At 52.4% G+C, this 18,587-nt stretch carries 18 protein-coding genes, 1 tRNA gene and 1 pseudogene; 9 read left to right on the top strand and 11 right to left on the bottom strand.

Annotated elements, in window-relative coordinates; translation table 11 throughout:
* Positions 1 to 22: 22 nt before the first annotated feature.
* The 7 genes and pseudogenes from JMJ16_RS20435 to JMJ16_RS54490 form a co-directional block, all read right to left on the bottom strand.
* Positions 23 to 796: a hypothetical protein gene (locus JMJ16_RS20435; protein ID WP_201384499.1), complete on the bottom strand. Its 774-nt coding sequence runs from the start codon at positions 794 to 796 to the stop codon at positions 23 to 25.
* 123 nt (positions 797 to 919) lie between these two features.
* A complete protein-coding gene (locus JMJ16_RS20430) occupies positions 920 to 1,747 on the bottom strand; it encodes a slipin family protein (protein WP_201384497.1) in 828 nt (275 codons plus the stop codon).
* Between the two features lie 19 nt (positions 1,748 to 1,766).
* Positions 1,767 to 1,919: a hypothetical protein gene (locus tag JMJ16_RS54495; RefSeq protein ID WP_236601637.1), complete on the bottom strand. Its 153-nt coding sequence runs from the start codon at positions 1,917 to 1,919 to the stop codon at positions 1,767 to 1,769.
* A 1-nt stretch (position 1,920) separates the two neighbouring features.
* Positions 1,921 to 2,328: a hypothetical protein gene (locus tag JMJ16_RS20425; protein ID WP_236601636.1), complete on the bottom strand. Its 408-nt coding sequence runs from the start codon at positions 2,326 to 2,328 to the stop codon at positions 1,921 to 1,923.
* 524 nt (positions 2,329 to 2,852) lie between these two features.
* Positions 2,853 to 3,050: pseudogene (locus JMJ16_RS20420) on the bottom strand (hypothetical protein); the annotation flags it as partial.
* A gap of 79 nt (positions 3,051 to 3,129) precedes the next feature.
* Positions 3,130 to 5,550 carry a CheR family methyltransferase gene (locus JMJ16_RS20415; RefSeq protein ID WP_236601635.1) on the bottom strand — a complete coding sequence of 807 codons (2,421 nt, stop codon included), beginning with the start codon at positions 5,548 to 5,550 and terminating at the stop codon, positions 3,130 to 3,132.
* Positions 5,513 to 6,412 carry a chemotaxis protein CheB gene (locus JMJ16_RS54490; protein ID WP_236601634.1) on the bottom strand — a complete coding sequence of 300 codons (900 nt, stop codon included), beginning with the start codon at positions 6,410 to 6,412 and terminating at the stop codon, positions 5,513 to 5,515. The genes JMJ16_RS20415 and JMJ16_RS54490 overlap by 38 nt, the downstream gene beginning before the upstream one ends.
* Positions 6,413 to 7,252: 840 nt before the next feature.
* On the opposite strand from JMJ16_RS54490, the gene JMJ16_RS20410 reads away from it, so the two are divergent.
* From JMJ16_RS20410 to JMJ16_RS20390, 7 genes are all read left to right on the top strand, one after another.
* Positions 7,253 to 8,182 carry an RNA-guided endonuclease TnpB family protein gene (locus JMJ16_RS20410; RefSeq protein WP_236601633.1) on the top strand — a complete coding sequence of 310 codons (930 nt, stop codon included), beginning with the start codon at positions 7,253 to 7,255 and terminating at the stop codon, positions 8,180 to 8,182.
* Positions 8,183 to 9,216: 1,034 nt separating this feature from the next.
* Positions 9,217 to 11,241: a reverse transcriptase/maturase family protein gene (locus JMJ16_RS20405; protein WP_201384493.1), complete on the top strand. Its 2,025-nt coding sequence runs from the start codon at positions 9,217 to 9,219 to the stop codon at positions 11,239 to 11,241.
* A 93-nt stretch (positions 11,242 to 11,334) separates the two neighbouring features.
* On the top strand, positions 11,335 to 11,667 hold the full coding sequence (locus tag JMJ16_RS20400; RefSeq protein WP_236601632.1) for a hypothetical protein: 333 nt from the start codon (positions 11,335 to 11,337) through the stop codon (positions 11,665 to 11,667).
* A gap of 677 nt (positions 11,668 to 12,344) precedes the next feature.
* Positions 12,345 to 12,650: a helix-turn-helix domain-containing protein gene (locus JMJ16_RS54485; RefSeq protein ID WP_236601631.1), complete on the top strand. Its 306-nt coding sequence runs from the start codon at positions 12,345 to 12,347 to the stop codon at positions 12,648 to 12,650.
* Entirely contained in the window at positions 12,647 to 12,844 is a 198-nt protein-coding gene (locus JMJ16_RS54480; protein ID WP_236601630.1) for a winged helix-turn-helix domain-containing protein, read from the top strand. Before JMJ16_RS54485 ends, JMJ16_RS54480 begins: the two co-directional genes overlap by 4 nt.
* Positions 12,845 to 12,870: 26 nt before the next feature.
* Entirely contained in the window at positions 12,871 to 13,350 is a 480-nt protein-coding gene (locus JMJ16_RS54475; RefSeq protein WP_236601122.1) for a transposase, read from the top strand.
* A 67-nt stretch (positions 13,351 to 13,417) separates the two neighbouring features.
* Positions 13,418 to 13,482 (top strand) — tRNA-Gly (locus tag JMJ16_RS20390).
* Positions 13,483 to 13,712: 230 nt separating this feature from the next.
* On the opposite strand, the gene JMJ16_RS20385 is transcribed toward JMJ16_RS20390, so the two are convergent.
* Positions 13,713 to 14,300 carry a TetR/AcrR family transcriptional regulator gene (locus JMJ16_RS20385; protein WP_201384491.1) on the bottom strand — a complete coding sequence of 196 codons (588 nt, stop codon included), beginning with the start codon at positions 14,298 to 14,300 and terminating at the stop codon, positions 13,713 to 13,715.
* A gap of 139 nt (positions 14,301 to 14,439) precedes the next feature.
* Here JMJ16_RS20385 and JMJ16_RS20380 point away from each other — a divergent pair, with 139 nt between their 5' ends.
* On the top strand, positions 14,440 to 14,871 hold the full coding sequence (locus tag JMJ16_RS20380) for an ester cyclase (RefSeq protein WP_201384489.1): 432 nt from the start codon (positions 14,440 to 14,442) through the stop codon (positions 14,869 to 14,871).
* A 358-nt stretch (positions 14,872 to 15,229) separates the two neighbouring features.
* Here JMJ16_RS20380 and JMJ16_RS20375 read toward each other — a convergent pair whose 3' ends face one another.
* Together JMJ16_RS20375 and JMJ16_RS20370 are read right to left on the bottom strand one after the other, a co-directional pair.
* Positions 15,230 to 15,598, bottom strand: coding sequence for a hypothetical protein (locus JMJ16_RS20375; RefSeq protein ID WP_201384487.1), 369 nt, complete (start codon positions 15,596 to 15,598; stop codon positions 15,230 to 15,232).
* 51 nt (positions 15,599 to 15,649) lie between these two features.
* Positions 15,650 to 16,549: a hypothetical protein gene (locus JMJ16_RS20370; protein ID WP_201384485.1), complete on the bottom strand. Its 900-nt coding sequence runs from the start codon at positions 16,547 to 16,549 to the stop codon at positions 15,650 to 15,652.
* A gap of 270 nt (positions 16,550 to 16,819) precedes the next feature.
* On the opposite strand from JMJ16_RS20370, the gene JMJ16_RS20365 reads away from it, so the two are divergent.
* On the top strand, positions 16,820 to 17,233 hold the full coding sequence (locus JMJ16_RS20365) for a hypothetical protein (protein ID WP_201384483.1): 414 nt from the start codon (positions 16,820 to 16,822) through the stop codon (positions 17,231 to 17,233).
* A gap of 27 nt (positions 17,234 to 17,260) precedes the next feature.
* Here the strand turns inward: JMJ16_RS20365 and JMJ16_RS20360 are convergent, their stop codons facing one another.
* On the bottom strand, positions 17,261 to 18,499 hold the full coding sequence (locus tag JMJ16_RS20360) for a DUF4097 family beta strand repeat-containing protein (RefSeq protein WP_201384481.1): 1,239 nt from the start codon (positions 18,497 to 18,499) through the stop codon (positions 17,261 to 17,263).
* Positions 18,500 to 18,587: the final 88 nt, after the last annotated feature.

The following is an 18,587-nucleotide window of genomic DNA, read 5'->3' as shown; positions in this document are numbered from 1 at the left end:
CAGAAACCAGAATGCTGATCCGTCACCAGGTATGCTCTGGTGACGTCTGGTCCTGATATGTTCTCATAAGATACTCAGCAAAGGGGCGCGAAGGGTCCGTTGGTGTCACAACCTTCCACGAATGCGCTCTTTCTCCAGCGGCTTGCTGCGTTATGACATGGGCACCAATTGTATTCATCACCACCATGTTGCGTTGTGCCAGAAGCGGATGGAGGACAGAAGAGGAACGAACATCGTCCTGCTGGGCTCGTTGTTGCTCAATTTGCTGAGGGGTATGCTCATAGTACACACTGGCGGCATACACTTCCTGCAACAAATCATGCTCTGACAGCGCGAAAATGGCGTCTAAGGCTCGCAGCAAATTCATTCTCCGATTCAGCAAGACGAGACGACCATGGGCAAGGCGCTGTGCCAGATCCTCATGAGGAGGAAGAACAGTTGCAGCCTTCTCGATCTTACGCGTGAGACCAGCAAAAGCGACCCCATCCAATTTTCGCTCGAGGAATGCCACTACCGGAGCCGTCTTTCCCTCCTGCCAACCCTGTAAGAGACCTAAGCACATATCCCCCTCATATCGTCCACGATGCTTCGAGACATTCAGGAGGCGGTCTTTGCATGCACAGATCCAGAGGGCGTGAAGATAGTGGATAGTTTCAGCAACAGGAAATGCTGAGAAGCGCCGCTGCCCATGTACGTCCTGAATGAAGCCAAGACTTGCCTCAAATTCGGATTGTAGCCGCTCAAACGCTTCGAGTTTCTGCGTTACCAATGCCGTTCTCACGATTGCTTCTTCCATGGCAAGCTCTTCTTTCTTCGCAGTTCCCGGGGTGAGCTGCCAGAAAGAGGCCCTTTCGAGGCACACTCGTGGCAGCACCAGAGAAGCATTGCTTCTATGATAACGACGGCTTCCAGAATACATTTAACGCGGGAGAGAGAACTCCTTCAGAGGAACATCGTTGGGCGGCTCACATACTGCCCTGTCCGCCTTCTGGTGCGTCATCTTTAACATCGGTTCAATCAGATCGATCGGCAGCGGGAAGAGAATCGTCGAATTCTTCTCCACCGCGACCTCTGTCAACGTTTGGAGATAGCGCAGTTGTAGCGCAGCAGGCTGTGAGCCAAGAATTTCAGCGGCTTGAGCCAGCTGGGTCGAGGCCTGTAATTCTCCCTGAGCATGAATCACCTTCGCGCGCTTCTCGCGCTCTGCCTCCGCCTGCTTGGCCATGGCACGCTGCATCGTGGCAGGTAACTCAATATCCTTGATCTCAACTGCGGTCACTTTAACTCCCCATCTCCCCGTCTGCTCGTCAATGATGATTTGCAAATCACGGTTGACCTTGTTGCGCTGCGCCAATAACTCATCCAATTCCGATTGACCGAGAACGTTGCGCAAGGTCGTTTGACCAATCTGCGTGGTTGCCTGGTTAAAGTCCATCACATTGACGATAGCCACAATGGGATCGACGACATAGAAGTAGAGGACCGCCGTCACCTTGATCGTGATATTATCACGGGTAATGACCTCTTGCGGGGGCACGGTATGCGTGATAATTCGCAAGTCGACCTTACACACGCGTGAAATGAGTGGGGGAACGAAGATGAGCCCGGGACCCTTTGCTCCGATTAAACGTCCCAGCACAAAGACCACGCCGCGCTCATACTGCTGCACGATGCGAATCGCAGAAATCGCGACGAACAGCAGCAGAACCACGATGACACCAAACACAAACACGGTAAAGAACGTCATGGCAAACCTCCTGATGGCGTTAGCGTTGTACACTGTGGCAAGGTGAAAGGCTCCCCATCTCAAACGCGGCATCAGATGCACAGCCATCGTCGAGCCAACGCGCTATGGCCTCGATCTCGGAGGCGTTGCCAGCATCACGCCAGCGTTGCGTTACCTCTGCCTCAGAAATCACCTCAAATCACCTCTAAGAAGGTGTTATCAGGACGGTACGTCCTGGCTCTCGTTTTCCGCACCACCTGGATTGTAGGAGCAACGCATGGTCTTTCTCGCTCCCGGTCATAGCAGTCATAGACCATCTGATCAGTGCGCTTTGGGTGCGGTTTCTGCCCTGGAGGCAAAGAGGTGACCGGCGGACCGGGCTTGGATGTCGGCCATGCCGGGTAGACCCACTGTGTTTGAGCATGCCTCTCCGGTATGAGCATCCCTGCGAGGTTGCCCTGGCTTGCACTACCCTCTCTCACAGAGGAGCCCTGCACAGATGGAGAGACGCCTTGCGCGGTCACGACTGTTTCTGGATGCTCATCCGGTGGTGCGTTTCTCATCGTCTTGACTGGCGAGTGTGTTTCTTGAACGGTGTTCATAGAAGTTGCCTTCCTTGCGAGAAACAAGAGGAGCGCTTCTTCTGCTGAAGGCGTGTCAACCGGGAGCGAACTCTTGAAACCGTGTCATCGAATATACATGGTGTTGCTTTTTCTCAGTGGGCTCGTTTGTGCCGGTCCTGTATTTCCCTGAACCAGAGAAGACCTATCAGGAGGACGAAGAGCACCAAGGAGAGAATGACAATTTCCATAATCATGTGATCCTGTATTTTTCTCCTCCAGATGCCTATGCCTGAAGGAAGAGAGGAGGCACAAGCGCGAGAGCGCGAACGCAACCATTATGGCAATCATGTCTGCTGAGTGGAGAGAAGAGCGCTCAGAGCGTTAGTAATTACGAGGGACATGGTACGAGCGGCTTGGCTCAAGAAAAGATCTATGGGCTATTTTTAGTATACACTATTTTTGAGAAAAATACAATATATATCTAATCTATGCTATTTTAATTTCATTGCTTTTATAAAAAGTTCAACTAATAAATAGAATATCCCCTAGATCCTGGGCAGACACATAAAATGACGGATGAGCCTGATATCCCAATGCTGCGGTTTTTTGACATAGCTTGCATCCACGTTATCGGTGGGAATGGTCACCTGAGAGAGGTTATAGAGAAACGTGTTGAGGAGAATCTGCGACGGCAACATGGGCAGAAAGGGCAAGAAGACGTACGCCCCCGCCATACTAAACATATTGCCGAAGTTTGAGCTAAGTACAATCACGCAACGTTTTCGGTATGAGTCCCGTTTATCAAGGGTAGCCAATGCCAAAAAAGTTGCTTGACTGCACTTAGGCCGCCAGAGGAAGGGTAAAGAAGAACGTTGCTCCCTCGTTGAGGGTACTTTCCACCCAGATCCGCCCTCCCTGCTGCGTCACAATCTGTGCGGCAATATAGAGCCCCAGTCCCATACCTTTCACTGTGTTCTGTTCGGGTTGAGCACCCCGAACGAAGCGCTCAAAGATCCTGGTGTGCTGGTCCTGGGGAATACCTTTGCCCCGGCTCTGCACACTCAACCGAATCATATCGTCATCGACTGAGACGCTCACCCACACCGGCTCATCCACAGGAGAATATTTCAATGCATTGCTGAGCAGGTTCTGTAAGACTTGCCCGCTGCGTTCTCGATCAGCGTAAGCCCGTATCTGGATGGTACTTTCAAGAAAGAGGCGATGAGGCCAGCGCTGTTTTTGTTCCTTGACCATCTCTCGTACCAGATCATCCACCGCAAAGACGCTTGCGTGGATGGAGAGCATGCCTGTTTCCAACGCGCTGGCATCGAGCAAACTGCTGATCAAGCGCGATAGCTTCTCCAGGCTTCTATCGACCTGCTCAAGCTCGGGTGCCATGTGCTCATCTCCCGCGTTGCTCAGACGCCGTTGGAGCAGTTGGACGAAGCCCTTCGCACTGGTGAGGGGCGTTTTGAGTTCATGGCTGACCATGCCAAGGAACGTCTCTTTCTGCCGCTCGAGCTCCTTGCGTGCAGTGATATCCTCCATCGCCAGCAGGATCAAATGATCCCTGGTGCCTTTTCGTTCGCTGACGATAGCGCGACCGCTGAGCAGCATGATCCTGTGTCCAATGGTGGGAAAGTTGTGTTCGACCTCAATATCCTGGAACGAGTGGTGTGTGTCCCGGACCTGCTGGAGGAGCGCTCGGACCTGGGGGCGATCCCATTGCCCATCGCCCAGTTCCCACAGCGTTTGTTGCGCAACCTGTGGGGGAATGACATGAAAGAATGCATAGAAAGCCGTATTGGCACTCTGCACTTGCATCTCTGCATTGAGGACGACCAGCGGTTCGCGAATCGTCTCGACAATAGACTCCGCATAGTCCTGGGCCACACGCAGTTGCTCATTGCGCGTTTGCAGTTCCTGGTTCGTGCTGGTCAGTTCTTCATTGATGGCTTGTACTTCGGCCTGGGATGTCTCTAATTCTTCATTGAGGCTTTGCAGTTCCTCATTGCTTGACCGGACCTCCTCGTTGGCTTCCTGCAAGGACACATTGGCTCTCTCGTCTGCATCCAGCGTGGCCTGCACCTCTACTTGAGTCTGTGCCAGTTCTTGTTCCAGGGTGGCGATTCGGGTGGCACCGGTGGCGCGCCCGGCTTCTCTACCCAGGAGCTTCCTCAGGGAGAGCGGTGCTGCGACGAGCGGGGCCAGAGGCGGTCTCTCTGCAAAGAGGACGAGAAAACCACGGATGAGGGAAGACGTTTTGAGTGGCACGACTGTAATCTGCACCAGGCGATTCGTGTTGCTCAAGTGTAATCCTTCTCTCGTGATAGGACGATCTTCCTTCTGTGCGGTAAAAATGGCTGCACGCAGACCCAATTTTACCCCTTCACGGACCCATTTGAGCACATGAAAAGTGGCTTTCCCGGCGCTTGGTTCCAGGTAGAGGCCGGTGTTTCCACGAAGGTGGAGGATGTGCAGATCTGCATCGAGAATGACGCTGGCCGGTGCATACGTGGTCAGCAGCAGACGTTCAGCTTCTTGTTGAAGAGTAGGTTCATGGATCATCTCCTGTAGCTCCTTCTTGACGCTCTCTTGTCTGGTAGCACGCTCAACTCCTGTGCTGAGAACAGGCGGCAAGAGGTGTTGCGCCCAACTTTTTTTGGTAAACACTTTCTGGTGCTGCTCCACACGGGTAAAAAGCGTGGAATCTGGACCAACACTTTCTGAGGCCCCAAGCAGCAAGAAGCCATGTGATTTGATGGCGTAATGCAGGGTTTGCAAGACCTTCTCTTGTGCAGGAGGCATCAGATACATGAGGACGTTGCGGCAACTGATCAGATCTACCCGCGAAAATGGCGGATCGTGCATAACGTTGTGTCGTGCAAAGACACACCGTTCACGGATGGCCTCGTTGACCTGGTAGCGCCCTCTACTCCTATCGAGAGGAAGAAAGAAGCGCTGCAAGCGCTCTGGGGAGACCGCCTGCAAGATCTCTCGCTGGTAGATGCCCGCCCTAGCCTGCTTGAGAGCCCCCGTATCCAGATCAGTCGCAAAGATTTGAAAAGAGAATGGAAGCTCTTGTGCTTCACGAAACTCGAACAACGAGATGGCGAGCGAGTACACTTCCTCGCCCGTGGAACAGCCTACGACCCAGATCCTGATGGGCTCTGCTGGCAAGAGATGCTGCACGACTTCTGGAAAGACCAGGCGGGTGACAGCTTCAAAGGCGGGTGGATCGCGAAAAAAAACGCGTGACATGGATCAGGACCTCCTGGCTCAACGCTTCCGTCTCAGCCGGATGGTCTTTCAGATAGGTCGCATACGCAAGGAATTGGTTCATGTGCACGACGGCCATGCGACGAAGGATGCGCCGTTGCAGCGTGGCGGCCCGATACGCGAGAAAATCCACACCGGTAGCAGCGCTGAGCAACAGACGAATCGTTGTGAACGCCTGCTGCTCATCAGCAAGCAAGCTCTCCGATTCCTGTGAGAAGGGCGTTTTGAAGGAGGGATGCCCCAGATCAGCCAGCAGCGCCAGGGCAATTTGCTCTGGTGGCAGGATCCGGTCCACGCAGTGGGAGGAAATCGCATGCTGAGGCATCTGTGGGTACGCTGCTGACTCCACGCTTTGAGCAAACGTTATCCCTCCTTGTGCCTGAATCGCTTGTAAACCCTCTGTGCCATCAGTGGCCATTCCCGAAAGAAGCACCCCGATAGCCTGACGTTTCTGATCAGCCGCTAGCGAACGAAAGAAGCGGTCTATCGTGAGGTGCTGACCACCGTGCTGCGTTCGTGGTAGAAGATGCAGGGTTCCTTGTTCCAGCGTCAGATCGACATTTGGAGGAATGACATAGACCTGATCCGCTTCCACCCGCATCAGGTCCTGGACAACACACACAGGCATCGTGGTGACGCGTGCAAGCAGATCTGGTAACATGCTGTGATGCATGGGGTCTAGGTGCTGTACAAAGACGTAGGCCATTCCTGTCGTTGGTGACAAGTGAGAGAGCAAATGGGTAAATGCTTCTAAGCCTCCAGCAGAGGCACCGATTCCCACAATAGGAAAGGGCGCCTCCCTGGACGCATCAGACAGCGCCAATCCTTTGAGATCTTCTCCCATATCCAGCCTCTTTTCCTCTTCAATGGGCATGCGAAAACCCGGGTGTCATGAAATACAAACATGGTGTACGTACAAGTAGTACAGAGAGGAGGACAACATCTGGATGTGTTGTTGTTTGCATTCTCTATACACGAAAGAGATCACAACCGTATATGCTTCTGACCAGAAGATGAGTGAGGAAAGGTCAAGGTGTTCGGGACGCTTGTCGAGAACGAAAAGAGGCAATGCCACGAGAGCACGATATTTCTCAAACAGACTGTTTGACGATCCTTCTCCGCTGAAAAGCAAAAAGGGAGGACGGCATAATTTCGTTACGCTGTATTATCCTCATCATACCACATTTATGGATGAGGCGTTGGAAAGCGAGCATCTCCTCGTAGTGGAGTGCTTCGGCATCACAATTTGTAGGGACGATTAAAGGCACGATGCCTGCACGAATACAGTGAAATAATACACTGCCTTTAAGAACTGGATGACATTTGCCTCGGCAGGAACAATCCACGAAAGTGGCAGAGAGGAGCAGGAGAAACGATAATCCCACCTTTTCACTTGAGTTGCCTGGGCTCGCCGAAGTGGTCGAAGCAAATCGGGCTACGCCTGAACAAACGGGGATAGAACCAGAAGCGAGCAATGAGAAAAAGACCGCCACTTCACACGCCGCTTTCGCGGACCTCTCTGCACGCAGAGGAGTGTGATAAACGTTTCCAAGGAATCACGCCAGATATTGACAACTGGAGACATCTCTGGTAGAGTTTCTTTAGAAAGAATGTTCTTGCGTGAAATGCCAAGAGAGGTTCACTGACACGAAGGACGTGTTGTTGGAAAAGGAGGAGGCACCAGATGCAGTTGGTCGAACGACATCTCATTCGTCATCAGGATGCACGCTTTGCCGTCATTGATCGAGCAGCCTTTGCCTCCAAGAACCTCTATAACCAGGCCAATTACCACGTTCGGCAAGCCTTCATTCACGAGGGAACCTATCTGCCCTACGCCGCCATCTTTCATCGCTTGAAGCAGCATGAGGCCTATTGTGCCCTGCCTCGCAAAGTCAGTAATGCCATCCTCATTCAGCTCCACCACAATTGGATCAGCTTTTTTGAAGGCATGGAGGCCTATCGCGAAGACCCTTCTCCCTTTACAGGACGCCCCAAGATCCCTGGCTATCAAGACAAGGCCAGGGGCCGTTTCCTGCTTATCTACGAGAAAAAAGCTCTGGGCAAGAGGGTATTCAAGCGCACAGGCAAGCTGGTCCCATCAGGACTTCCCATTGAGATCGCAACTCAGATCACCTGGGAAGCCATCCGGCAGGTCCGCATCGTTCCACGCGCTGATGGCTACATGGTGGAAGTCGTCTATGAGCAGGAGATCCAACCGGCTGCGGTCAACCCCCAGCTTCGGGCAGCCGTGGATGTGGGCGTCAACGTGCTGGCAGCCATTACCAGCGACAAATCTGGTTTTGTGCCTCGTCTGGTGAGTGGCAAACCCCTCAAAAGCCTCAATCAGGGCTACAACAAAGAGCGCGCCAAGCAGCAGCAACGCCTCGCCCATGAGAACCGATACACTTCACGCCAGTTGGATCGTGTGACGACGAAGCGCAATCGCCGTGTGGATGCTTACCTGCACACGGCCAGCCGTCGGATCATTGATCTGTTGGTGAGCGAAGGTATCGGAACGCTGGTGATTGGCAAGAATCCCTTGTGGAAACAGAATGTGAACCTGGGGCGCAGGAACAATCAGCAGTTTGGTGCGCCGCATCAACGGCGAAAATGAGTACAGCATATGCTGTGTAGGTTGTTGGAAAACCTACTACACACCCAACTTATCCCTGTCATATGACTTGAATCCCGAAAGGGAGGGGGGAGTGTAGCATGTTGGGAGGTGCGCCCAAAGAGGCACATGATCTTCTGTCGTGCGAGAGCGCGACCTCACTCAGGCGAAGTGAGTAACGCAGCCCCTTACTTCCCGCCGAAAGGTTTGGGGGGGACTGTAGCATGGGGTTAAAAGTCTGTTGAAACCCTAACACCAAGGGTCAGAAGATAGGCAGCGAGGTCGTCTATGGTCAAGGCATGATTGCTTCAACTCTAGTCGTGGCGGAATACATGCGTCCTGTGGGAGCGGTGTCATCGCCCATGTCTGATGGTAACCATGAACGTTTCCAGCGTGGTTACAGCCTGCATCAGAGCCAGCTCGTAGGGAACGAGAAACGACGTACGGAGGGCCTAAGGACGAAGCGAAGATGATGTGTAACTTGGGGATCGCCTACCATCCGAGAGGGTCAGGGCGACGGAGTGGTAATAGTAGTTCGCCAATGGGAAACCATTCGTTGAGCGAAGTACCACAGGAGGCCAGACTCAGGAAATGATGGTTGACACGGATGTGTCATGAGACCATCGTGGGAGTTGCATTGAAAAGATGCGGGTCTCTGGAGAGCCTGGTGCATAGAAAGTGTGCATGCCATGGTTCGGGGGAGGACGGTTGGAAACGTGCCGAGAGGTAACGCGCTGGCCGTCTATCCTACCAAGGCAGCGTAAGGAAAGGCCACACTTTCTTGATCTGTCAGTGCAAGGACGTGTATGGTTAAGCCTAAACTGGTTAAATCCTAGTTCATGCGGTTTTTCTGGTGATGCCAGCGAACGTGGCTGAAACGCTGGTTCAGGAAGTAATGGTGTATCACGAATTTACAACATTATCCAACCTTCCTGACGCACCCTTGTACGAGGGAATATGAACGAACAGGAGACCTGGAGCACGTCGCATCTCATGCCGCTGGAAATGCGGGATCACCTAAACAGGGGAGACCCTGCATGGTGACAGAACTCTCGCAATACCCAAGGTGGGCCTGTAATGGGTTCCGCAGCCCGTGTAAACGGGATCGGCAGGCGGATAAGTGGCTAGTGATAGCCACGAAACCATACCTGTCTGAGGGGAAGGAGAGCAGTCTACTCAGCTTATCAATTAACGAAAGCGAGGGTGTGCTGATGCTACCCGCTCAAGTGATTAGAAGATTGGAAGCACTCGGAGAAATCTCCAAACAGGGAAAACGGTTAAATGGTCTCTTCCGTCTCATGGAGAGTCCTCTCTTGTGGTATGAAGCTTACGCCAATATCTACTCGAATGAGGGGGCAATGACTAAAGGAGTGGATAACACCACTCTTGATGGTTTTTCCAATGAACGAGTCGAATCGATTGTACAACGGCTCCGAGAAGGAAGATACTGCTTCAAACCAACCCGTCGTGTCTATGTCCCGAAGAAGAACGGCAAGAAACGCCCTCTAGGCATTTCTTCAGGAGACGACAAATTAGTACAAGAAGTGGTTAGAAGGATACTGGAACAGATTTATGAGCCGATCTTTGTTGATCGATCACATGGATTCCGACCAGGGCGTTCTCCCCACACGGCGCTCCACCAAATCGAACAGGAGTGGACAGCTTCCAAATGGATGATTGATATGGACATCCGAGACTACTTCACTACGATCAATCGCGATCTATTGATGAGTTTTCTCGCTAAGAAAATTGAGGACAAACGCTTTCTTCGCCTCATTCGAGCCATGCTAGACGCTGGTTATCTAGAGGAATGGACGTACCACACGACCTACAGCGGCGTCCCTCAAGGATCAATCGTCTCACCCGTTTTGGCGAACGTATATCTCCACGAATTAGATCTCTTCATGAAAACCATGAAAGAACAGTTCGATAAAGGAGTACAACGCAAGAGCAATCGAGCGTACAAACGCCACTCAGACAAAATCCATCGTCTCAGGAAGAAAGGGGATAGGCTGAAGGGAAAGGAGAACAGTAAAGAAACACTTCAAGCTATCCAAAGGGAAATCAAAGAGACCCAACGCCAGAGAAGACGCCTACCAAGTAGCGATCCATTTGACGAGGGATACAAGAGACTCTCCTATTACCGCTACGCCGACGACTTTGTAGCGAGCATCATTGGCTCAAAAGCAGATGCCGAACGCATCCAGCAAGAAATCAAGAGATTCATTCAGGAGACACTCAAGCTGGAAATAGCCGAAGAAAAGTCTCACATCCGGCACAGTAAACAAGGCGTAATCTTTGTCGGTTACTGGATTAAGACGTATTCGGGCGCACGTGTGGTCAAGGCTATCATCCATAAGGGAAGACACACCACACAAAAATCTATGTCCGAACGCATTCAAGTCCAGATCCCACCAGGAAACCTTCAAAAGTTCTGTGCAGAAAAGCGCTATGGAATCTATGAAAACGGAGATGGTCGCCACAAGGCAGAACTCTCGATACTCAGCGACGCAGAAATCATTCTTGCCTACAACGGGGAACTTCGGGGCTTGGCAAACTACTACGCTCTGGCGCACAGTGTCAAGGGAGAGATGAACAAACTGGCCCATATCTGGCAAACAAGTCTGTTCAAAACTCTTGCTCACAAGCACAAAACCCATGTGACCACTATCGCCAAGCGCCTCAAGACGGATAATGGCTATGTTCATACCGTTCAAGAGAAAGAGAAGACACGAATAATCAGACTTTTCCGACTAAAAGACCTGAAAACGTCACCTCTTACCTATCAGAGTATCGATATTCCTCCCAATACGTTTGCGCTAACGCTCAGTCGTTCAGAACTGATCCGAAGGATCAATGCGGAGCAATGCGAATACTGTGAGACAAAAGAAGGGCCGTTCCAAGTTCATCACATTCGGAAGATGAAGGATGTGGCAGACGGGAAAGAACTCTGGCAACGCATCATGGCTGCGAGACGAAGAAAGACACTCGTTCTTTGCGTTAGATGCCATCAACGCCTACATACTGGAACCCTCCCTGGAAGGAGCCATTTCAAGAGATGAGTAGAGGGCGAGCCGTGTACGGTTAACGCTGTACGCACGGTTCTGAGAGAGGGTGACGAGTGACCTTGCAAAAGGCACTCGCTCCCTACTCTATTGCAACTTCCCCATGCCCGTTTCATTGAGCAGGTAACCTACAAAGCGCACCTGGTTGGGATCAGGATCATCCTTCAAGAAGAAAGCTACACCAGCAAGGCCAGTTTTCTAGACGACGATCCCATCCCAACCTATGAAGCCAACGCTGCTGAAAAACCGGTGTTCTCAGGCAAGCGTGTGGCTCGCAGTTGGTATCGTGCCAGGGATGGACGCCTCATTCATGCCGATATCAACGGATCCTACAACATCTTACGCAAAAGTAACTCCGACCCTTTGCAAGTGGGGCGAGGAGTAGCGGGAGCCGCAGTTCTCCCCAGACGGCTGGCCGTCTGAACGGATGACCAATAGGCATATTTGTCATCATTTTAAGATACTGTCTTTGATCGCTGGTGGAAAGGAGGAGCGAGGTCTGGGCGGCTCCTCTTGTGGCTCTTTCCATCGTGTGGTCTCTCTGGATGCAGCTTTCCCTGCTTTCTGGGTGTTGCTGGGACACATTGGTCTGAACAGAAAGAGAGCCAAAGCATGAGTACATATTCTCCTTTCTCTTTATGGTAGGTAGCGATCACAACGAGAAAGCATTTGCTGTGATACAAGTGTGGTATGTCAGAGGCAGGCTTTCCCGCTTGAAATGTAGGCAGAAAGTCCTTATAGTTTCTTTAAGAGCATGTTTGCGGGGAAAAGATTTCGCTGTTTTCGTCATCCCACGATGCGTTTCTCATCAGAAGAAGTGCGGGAAGAGGGCCTTGTACCGCTCTCATAGTCAAAGGATGGTGTGACGCCTTTTGTCTCGCAGTTGAAAAAGCTCATGCATAAAAGGGGAAAAGATGATAAATCTTATAGCCTCTTTTGTCTTTGAGCCGAAAGCAGCGAGTGATAAAAGGCTGAAAATGGCAAAAATGTTCGGACAATTTTTGCCGCAAGAGAGCAAAAATTGTCGTAACCTTTTTCTCCAGTGCTGCTCATATTACTGACGTCGACGGAAGCAAGTAAACTGTGATAGAATCGGCAGCATGGGAGCACCAAAGAAAGCCGATTGGCGAGAAGAACGACGCAAACAAGCATGGAAACTGAAGCAACAAGGATGGCAACAAAAGGATATAGCCAAAGCACTAGGGGTAAGTAAGGGAGCCGTGAGCCAATGGATGAAACAAGCAAGAGAAGGCGGCATAGAAGCACTCAAAGCACATCCTCCTAAAGGCGTGAAGCCAAAACTGTCAATTGAGCAACAAGCGCAGATTCCTGGCTTGTTGGTGGAGGGGCAGAAGCCTATGGATTTCGGGGAGATGTCTGGACAGGGAAGCGGATCGCGGAAGTGATCTATCGCAGCTTTGGTGTCCGTTACCATCCCGATCACGCCGGACGACTGTTACGAGAAGCTGGTTGGAGTCCTCAACAGCCAATCGAACGGGCGACGCAACGGAATGAAGAAGCTATCAAGCAGTGGTATGAAGATCGTTGGCCAGCGATTAAAAAAAAGCCGAAAACGAGAAATACACCATCCTCTGGGTAGATGAGGCTGGGTTCTATCTGCTGCCAATGGCGGTTCGTACTTGGGCTCCGCGCAGGCAAACGCCTCTTCTGCGCGTGAAACTGACACGGGATCACCTCTCCGCGATCAGTGGGATTACCCTGGATGGGCGGCTTTTCATGCAAGTGCGCCAGACCTCCTATGATGCGGAGGCAGTGGTCGGATTTCTGAAAGTGCTGTTGCGTAAGATCAGCGGCAAGGTCCTGATCATCTGGGATGGCTCTCCCATCCATCGCAACCATGAGATCAAGACCTTTCTCAAAACGAAGATGGGCAAACGACTGCATTTGGAGCAACTTCCAGGCTACGCTCCCGACCTCAACCCAGATGAGGGCATCTGGCAGTATCTCAAGCGCGTCGAGATGGGCAATCTCTGTTGTCGGGACCTCGATCACTTGTATCAAGAGCTGCTTCGAGCAAAAGAGCGATTACGTCACAAACGCGACATTATTCGTAGTTGTTCACTGCAATGCGGCTACTCAGTTTAGTTTCTTATCACGATGTCAGTAGGTGATAGGTGAGTAAAACGGCTTGCCAGGCCGATTGATGGGTTTGGGGAGGACTGCTTGTGGGTTCCTGCCTTCCAAGCAGGCTGTCGCGAGTTCGAGTCTCGTCTCCCGCTTTTTTGCTGTCAATCGTCCCTGTGCAAGCCGATGAGAGGCCACTTTACACGAAGTGACCGGTCAGAAGGAAGCAAAGGGACGATGCGTTTTTGGATCACAATTGATCAAATGCCAGTTGGTACGCTTCTGGGTCTATCCAGTTGTTTTTTCTAGTCGTTGATCATTTTCCTCAGAAGAGCAGAACGCCCGCTTGGATAATGCCTGTTTTAAACATTCATAAATAGAGCCTAGAGGCAGCGGAGCATACTTGCCATCAACTCAATGGCCTCCGCGTCCTCCAGCCCTTGCTCACGCACGAGCGAGCGCCAGGTTTGAAAGCTGATGGCATGCCCGATAGCGGCACGAATCCGTGCCGAACATGGTGCGTTTTTGGGTTCCCACGCCGAAGCCAACAGATCCCGGACCTGCTCCCAATATGCGAAGTAGGGAGCAAGCACTTCACGCAGGATTGGCTTCTCTTCCATATCATGCAGGGCATGCCGGGACATCTGCTCGGTGCGACGATGAAAGGCATAAATCTCGCTGAGTCCTCTCCGCAGCCGCTGTTCGGCATCCTGGATGCTTTGCCAGGGGCCAGGATCGGGAGGAGGGTTGAGCGCTTGATAATGGCTGGTGCAGGCCATTGCAAGCGAACGCTCATCCGGGAAGTGACGGTAGACCGTCAGCCGTTCGACGCCTGCTAACTCCGCGATGGCACTGATGGAGGCTTTGGCTCCTCCGACCGTCTGATGGAGGCAGACCGCTGCCTCGATAATGCGCTGTCGCGTCTCCTCCTGATGTTTCGCACGTTGCTGTAACGTGTATTTGCGCGCCATAGGTTCTCTTCCTTTTGCTTGCCTACCCACATTTCGCTAAACAGAGGTGTTCAATGATATTGACAAGCCTGAATATCTCAGATATGCTTAGTTTAGAATCATGATACACCCTTGTTTGCCGAAATGAAAGGAGCACTCCATGTCCCTCGAACAGAACAAAGCCGTCCTCACTCGTTTTGTCAACTTCATTAATACCGGCAAAACGGCCATCGCCGACGAGGTGGTAGCCCTTGACTTCCTCGAACGTGATCCCTTCCCTGGTCAACAGCCAGGTCGCGAGGGTCTCAAAGCCGTCATTCTTATGATTCGTGCCGCCTTTCCCGATCTGGAGTGGGTCGTGGATGAAATGGTGGCCGAAGGGGAGACAGTCGCCAGCCGCTTTACCTGGCGTGGCACCCATCGCGGTGCCTTTTTTGGCGTGCCTGCAACGGGCAAGCAGATCATGGTGACGGGAATGGTCTTTGATCGGGTGGTTGAGGGGCAACTGGTGGAGAGCCAAATCCTCATGGACATCTTAAGTCTCTTGACGCAACTGGGGGCCATTGCGCTGCCTGGGGAGCCACCAGCTTAGTCAAAAGTTTCACACCTTTAGAGAGGAGAACAGTCCACTGGCCCCTGCATCCATTCCTCATTGAGGCAAGTCTATATGGCTCCTGAGCAGTTTTAGGGCAAGCCCCGCTCTGTTAGTGATCAATATGCTCTGACTATCATTGCGTACGACTGAATGATGGAATCTCCTCTCTTGCGTGGCTCTCTTGCCCAACTGGCGTATCAGCTGAAGGAAGCTCGCGCTTCTCTGGCGGTATTCCTGATTGAAGAAGAAGGGGGCCGCTCTCTTCTGACTGAACCGGGAGCTTGATGGTTTTTTTCCTTAAAGCTTTTAGCTGACAACACACTTCAGTCTAGTCAGTGCTTCCTGACAGTAGATGTCAGGAAGGTTGTTCTTCATGTGGAAGTATCGTGCTTGGTTGCCACACGTTTCTGCCTTGCTCATCAGCCTCAATGGCTGCCAGCCAGAGAGGAAGCCTTTCATTAGAGTGGGATTGCATGTTGATGTAGACATAGAGCTCCTGGGATTGCTTATGATAGTGGTGAATATACTCATCCACCTCGAAGGGGTCAAGTTCCCCAGTGTGGCGCTTCTCTAACGCCTCAAAGAGGTGCTGTTGGAGGCTTGCCAGTTTTTTCGCATAATAGCGTCCGATTTGTTCTCTCGCGATGGCCCGTTCCGCTTTTGTGAATGCTCTCTGCTTGAGGACTTCTAAAAGCTGCTGTGTTGGCGTCATGTCGTAGGTCACCTTCGCTCTCCTTTCAAGTGAAGTGTATCAGGCGGGAGGCTTCATTTCTCCTTATTTGAGCATCTGCCGCAGTTCCTCAGCTTGCCCATACTCCATCCTTCCCGTCTCCACAAGAAAGCGCACAAAACGCTTGAAGCTTGTCTTCGCCGTTTTAACGTCAACTTTCTGCAAATAGGACTCGACCTCATTCGGCGTCATATCCAGCAATCCGTGCGATGGCGTCTGGCTTAACAACACGTTGGAGGCGAAATGCTGGATAGTGCTGGCATGCTGCTCTACCATCTTCAGGCTTAAACCCGTCTGGGTGAGGTGCTTGCGAAAGGCCTGCAAGAGCTTCTCACTGCGCGCCTCTATCTGGAGACGCAGCTCATTCAGGTTCGCTGGTGCTGTGGGCAAGAGCGAAGTCAGAATACCTTCCCGCTCTGTGGCATTGCGATAGGCTTCTTTGAGACTGCGACGAATGCCGGAGCCGAAAGAGACGTTGTAGGTGGTTAGCAAACTGTCATAGATAATCCGATCTTCAAAGGGTAATAAAACGGTCTGGATGTACACGGGCAGCGGGAGGATCATCGTCTCGGCCACCGAATCGGTGAGTCCTACCACTCCATAGGCACGCGCATGAGGCGCAAAGTCAGTAAGCAAGACGGTGTAGTTCTTGAGTGCGCGCACAACAAAGAAATTGCCTGCGAGCCGGTACTGCCAACTCTCTACGAGCGCCAGGTCCTCATCTGAGAGCTGGGTGGGATTTTCGGTAATGAAACGTGTGAGCAAACGGTCGTTTGCCCACAGGGCGTTGCGCACCTGCATGGCTTGCTCTGGTTGCACTGATCCCTCGGAAGGTACTGCTGGAAGCCAGGGAACCAGATGGAGTTGCTCGTTGACCCAATGCAACAAGACAAACCAGATCCGATAAAAGCGCTCTTTCTCTTGCGATGATAACTTTGCTGTCATAGCTACTGAACTCCTCTCATGCATCTTCTCCACGCACACTGCTTGTTGCTGTTTGGTCTGTTAGTACAGTAGAGTGTGCCGCACCAGCTTTCCCCATGTTATAGTAAGAGTAGATCATGATCATGTCAAACTGGAACTGAGAAAGGAATCATAAACCGCAGAGATGGGTGTTCCAAATCCATTCCGCCCAACGGTTGCGAGCGCCGTTTGGCTGGTCGTCGACCTACACTGGGAACTTCTCGTCGTTCCAATGGAGAAGGGAAAGCCGGTATGAGAAAGCCACCGAAATCGTGGATGCCTAGCCCACGCAAAACTACATCGTCAACGTTGCCCGAAACGCTAAAGCAAGAGGTGAGCACGAAGGCCAATATGCTCATCGAGACGGTGCTCAAAGCGCGCTACATTCAACCACCTCCTCAGAAGCCCCAATTCAACTACGTGGTAGATGTCTATGGGAAGTGGTATCACAGCGCTTTCTATTTCTGTGCGACCTATCACGTGCCGTATCCTGAAGCAGAAGTCTCCCATTTCGAAGTGAAATTTGCGCGCATGCGTTATGCGGGCTCCAGGCTCTTTGATCTGGCGTTTATGCGTTACACTGGCCAGTGGATCGAGCCCTACTCGGCCATGACGGTGGATGAATGCCTGGCAGCCGTTCGCGATGACCCTTTCTTCACTCTTTGAGAGGACTCTGCTTATCAGGTTCAGCCTCTACACCTTTGCGACGGTGATGGAGCCGCTACCGGTCTTGACTCGAACCTGGGCGCGCGGACCATCCACGGGCATATGCTCAAAGGCATTGATGACCTTGCCGGAGCTGGTCGAGGCGTTGAGCGTTAGCGCGGACTGTGACGGGAGCGTCATGGAGACGGAGCCGCTACCGGTGCGCAGTTCGTACGTGCCGAGCGGGTCAAGCCCGCCGGAGTAGGTAACGGAGCCGCTGCCCGTCTTGAAGAGAGCGCTTCCCGCAAGGGGCGATTGCGTAACTGTGATCGGGCCACTACCTGTCTTGATTGTGGTCCTTCTCGTAAGGTTGGACTGCATGACAGTAATAGAGCCGCTACCTGTATTCAGTTCGGCGCTACCATTCAACTCCTGAGCCATGATGTGTCCGCTCCCGGTCTTTAGCAAGAGATCGCCTTTGATCTGATCTGCGTTCACGGAGCCGCTACCAGTGCGGGCATCGATGCGCCCTTCCAACTCCGCGATCTCTATCCCACCGCTACCGGTGCGCAGGCGTATATCACCCTTAAAGCCCCGCGCCTCGACACGGCCCGAGCCGGTCTTCATCTGCACATCACACCCCTTCGGCACTGTAATCTCAAGCTCGAAGCTTCTCCAACCAAACTGGAAGAAGGACGAGTCAGCGGCGCTCTTCATGGTGATGGAATCGCCCTGCTGCTGGTAATCTATGCGCATCGAGTCGAGCGTCATACCGATCCCACTGGCCTTCTTCGTGGCCTTGACCGTCACCACGTTGTCTTCGCCCTGCCGGATCGTGACGCGACCCAAGACGTTATTGATGTCCAGCCGCGCATGCTCCTGAATCATAAAGCTCTCCGTGGGCATGGGAAGCGTGATAACGCGCCAGTTGAGGATAGCGAGGTAAGCGCCAATACCGATCAACAGGAGGACACCGCCCCAGATCAGCCAGCCGGAGAGCAGGCCCAGGACATTGCTCGCGATCAAGGCCAGACAGAGGATGCCTATGAAGACGAAGACGCTGGAGGCATTACGTTGCCGGGGTGCCTGGGGGTGCAGCTTCTCGCCCTCCTGAAACCAGCTATCCTGCGCGTACTGTCCCGTATAGCCTTCCTCGTACGTGCGCTCCCTCTCGTCCACGTGCGCCCCTTCCGTATAGGGCGAAGCCTGCTCGCGCGGGTCCCGGTTGACTGCACGCTCCGGCGTTACCTGTTGTTGTGACTCGTAGCCGCTTTCCTGGCTCTGCATAAATACCTTCTCTCCTCGCAGATCACGATAGATATAAAAACGTCATTGTATTATACGCCCCCAAGCTCAGTCGAGGTTGTTGGTAAAT

This window comes from Ktedonobacter sp. SOSP1-52 (genome assembly GCF_016587395.1).
This window is presented reverse-complemented; position numbering and strand designations above follow the sequence as displayed.